3 protein-coding genes are annotated in these 3,006 nt (G+C 74.3%); all 3 read left to right on the plus strand.

Annotated features, from left to right (window positions below; translation table 11 throughout):
- The first annotated feature begins 56 nt into the window (after positions 1 to 56).
- Positions 57 to 1,364, plus strand: coding sequence for an ABC transporter permease (locus HMPREF3105_RS11250; protein WP_070709655.1), 1,308 nt, complete (start codon positions 57 to 59; stop codon positions 1,362 to 1,364).
- Positions 1,365 to 1,366: 2 nt separating this feature from the next.
- Positions 1,367 to 1,798, plus strand: coding sequence for a cytidine deaminase (locus HMPREF3105_RS11255; RefSeq protein ID WP_070709657.1), 432 nt, complete (start codon positions 1,367 to 1,369; stop codon positions 1,796 to 1,798).
- A gap of 74 nt (positions 1,799 to 1,872) precedes the next feature.
- Positions 1,873 to 3,006 (plus strand): thymidine phosphorylase (locus HMPREF3105_RS11260; RefSeq protein ID WP_070709658.1); only part of this gene is annotated, 1,134 nt, incomplete at its 3' end.

Genomic DNA, 3,006 nt, shown 5'->3' on the forward strand with positions numbered 1-3,006 from the left:
CAGCCCACGGACACGGCCCCGACCCACCGCCCGCACGAGCAGAAGGGGGACGCCCGATGAGCGCGACCGCCGCCCGGCCCCACGCCGACGTCGTCCGCCCCGAGGCCGCCGAGCCCGCCCGGGTCGTGGTCCGGCACTGGACCACCCCGATCGCCCTGACGATCCTGACCCTGCTGGCCCTGGCCGTCTTCGCCCTCGGCGCCCCCGAGGCGACGGCGACCTTCCGGCTCTCCCACGCGTCCGACACCGTCGTGCTCCCGGACCTGACCGCCGACCCCGTGCTGGGGGGCTGGCTGCTCGTCGGGCTCATGGCGGTGCTGACCGCGGTGGCCTGGCTGGCGACCCTGCGCTCGGGGCGCACCCCCGGCTGGGCCGCCGCCCTGTTCGCCGTCGCGTTCGTGGCCGCGTTCCTCATCTGGGTGATCGGCTCGGCGGACAACACCACCGTGTTCCTCACCGGCCTGATCGCCGGCTCGTTCGCGCTGGCCGTCCCGCTGATCTTCGGCTCGATGGCCGGCATCCTGGCCGAGCGCTCGGGCGTGGTGAACATCGCGATCGAGGGTCAGCTGCTGGCGGGCGCGTTCACGGCCGCCGTCGTCGGCACCGCCACCGGCTCGCCCTGGGCGGGCCTGGCCGCCGCGATCGTGGCCGGCGTCCTCGTGTCCTGGCTGCTCGCCGTGTTCTCGATCAAGTACCTGGTCAACCAGGTGATCGTCGGCGTCGTGCTCAACGTGCTCGTGGCCGGCCTGACGAGCTTCCTGTACTCCACCGTCCTCACGGGCGGGGACACCGAGCTCAACGCGCCGCCGCACTTCCCGAACCTGCGGATCCCGGGCCTGGCGGACATCCCCGTGCTCGGGCCCATCCTGTTCGACCAGACGATCCTGGGCTACGCGATGTACCTGCTCGTGATCGCGCTGTGGTTCGCCCTGTTCCGCACCCGCTGGGGCCTGCGCGTGCGCGCCGTGGGCGAGCACCCCAAGGCCGCGGACACCGTGGGCATCGACGTGAACCGCACGCGGTACGCCGCCGTCCTGCTGGGCGGCGCGGTGGCCGGCATGGGCGGGGCGTTCTTCACGCTCGTCTCGGCGTCGTCCTTCTCCAAGGAGATGACGGCGGGCCAGGGCTTCATCGCGCTCGCGGCCGTGATCTTCGGCCGCTGGAACCCGATCGGCGCGTTCTTCGCGGCGCTGCTGTTCGGCTTCGCCACCAACATGCAGTACGTCCTGGCGATCCTCGGCACCCCGGTGCCGAGCCAGTTCATGGCGATGCTCCCGTACCTCGTCACGGTGTTCGCCGTGGCCGGCCTCGTGGGCCGCTCGCGCGGCCCGGCCGCCTCGGGCGTGCCGTACGTGAAGGAGTAGCCGTGGCGGACGGGCAGCACACGACGACGGCGCCGCGCGTGGACTGGGACCGGCTGCGGGCCGCGGCCCTGGCCGCCACGGAGCACGCCTACGTGCCCTACTCGGGGTTCCGGGTGGGCGCCGCCGCGCTCACCGACGACGGCCGCCTCGTCTCGGGCTGCAACATCGAGAACGCGTCCTACGGGCTGACGCTGTGCGCCGAGTGCGCGCTGCTGGCCGACCTGCGCATGGGCGGGGGCGGCCGACTGGCCGCGTTCGTGTGCGTGGACGGCGCGGGCGTGCTCACCATGCCCTGCGGGCGGTGCCGCCAGCTGCTGTACGAGTTCCGCGCCCCCGGGCTCGTGCTGCTCACCCCGACGGGGGAACGGGGGATCGACGCGGTGCTCCCGGACGCCTTCGGCCCGGCCGACCTGGAGCGGGCGGACCGTCCCTGACCTGCGGCGCGCTCCCGGGCCCGCTCGCTAGAGTCGGAGGCTGACCGTCGCAGCCGTCCCCCGAGGAGACCCCCATGACCGCGCAGCCGCAGGCCGAGCCCTTCGACGCCGTCGAGGTGATCCGCACCAAGCGGGATCGGGGGACGCTGTCCCCCGAGCAGATCGACTGGGTGGTGGACGCGTACACCCGCGGCGTGGTGGCGGACGAGCAGATGTCCGCCCTGGCCATGGCGATCCTGCTCAACGGCATGGAACGCGCCGAGATCGCCCGCTGGACGGACGCGATGATCGCCTCGGGCGAGCGCATGGACTTCGGCGGGCTCACCACCCCGGACGGCCGCCCCCTGGCCACCGCGGACAAGCCCTCCACCGGCGGCGTGGGGGACAAGATCACCCTGCCGCTGGCCCCCCTCGTGGCCTCCTTCGGGGTGGCCGTGCCGCAGCTGTCCGGCCGCGGCCTCGGCCACACCGGCGGCACCCTGGACAAGCTCGAGGCGATCCCCGGGTGGCGGGCCGACCTCAGCAACGAGGCGATGCTGCGCCAGCTCTCCGAGGTGGGCGCCGTGATCTGCGCGGCCGGCTCGGGCCTGGCCCCGGCGGACAAGCGCCTGTACGCCCTGCGCGACGTCACCGGCACGGTGGAGGCCATCCCGCTGATCGCCTCCTCGATCATGTCCAAGAAGATCGCCGAGGGCACCGGCGCCCTCGTGCTGGACGTCAAGTGCGGCTCGGGCGCGTTCATGAAGGACGAGGCGTCCGCCCGCGAGCTGGCCCGGACCATGGTGGACCTAGGCCGGGACGCCGGGGTGGACACCTCGGCGCTGCTCACGGACATGTCCGTGCCCCTGGGCCGGACGGCTGGCAACGCCCTCGAGGTCCGCGAGTCGGTGGAGGTGCTCGCCGGCGGCGGCCCGGCCGACGTCGTGGAGCTCACCGTGGCGCTCGCCGCCGCGATGCTCGCCGGCGCCGGGGTCACGGACGTGGACCCGGCCGAGCACCTGGCCAACGGCCGGGCGATGGACGTGTGGAACCGGATGATCGAGGCCCAGGGCGGCGACCCCCGCGCGGCCCTCCCGACGGCGGCCCACACCGAGGACGTCGTCGCGGAGACGGACGGCGTCCTCACCGAGCTGGACGCGATGGCCGTGGGCCTGGCCGCGTGGCGCCTCGGCGCCGGGCGGGAGCGGCAGGGCCAGGCCGTCCAGGCC

Origin of the sequence: Micrococcus sp. HMSC31B01 (assembly GCF_001816085.1) — a bacterium.
Taxonomy (GTDB): domain Bacteria; phylum Actinomycetota; class Actinomycetes; order Actinomycetales; family Micrococcaceae; genus Micrococcus; species Micrococcus luteus.

Excerpts from the sequence above, each read along its gene's own strand:
- HMPREF3105_RS11250 (WP_070709655.1), top strand. The coding sequence starts at position 57 with ATGAGCGCGACCGCCGCCCGGCCCCACGCCGACGTCGTCCGCCCCGAG.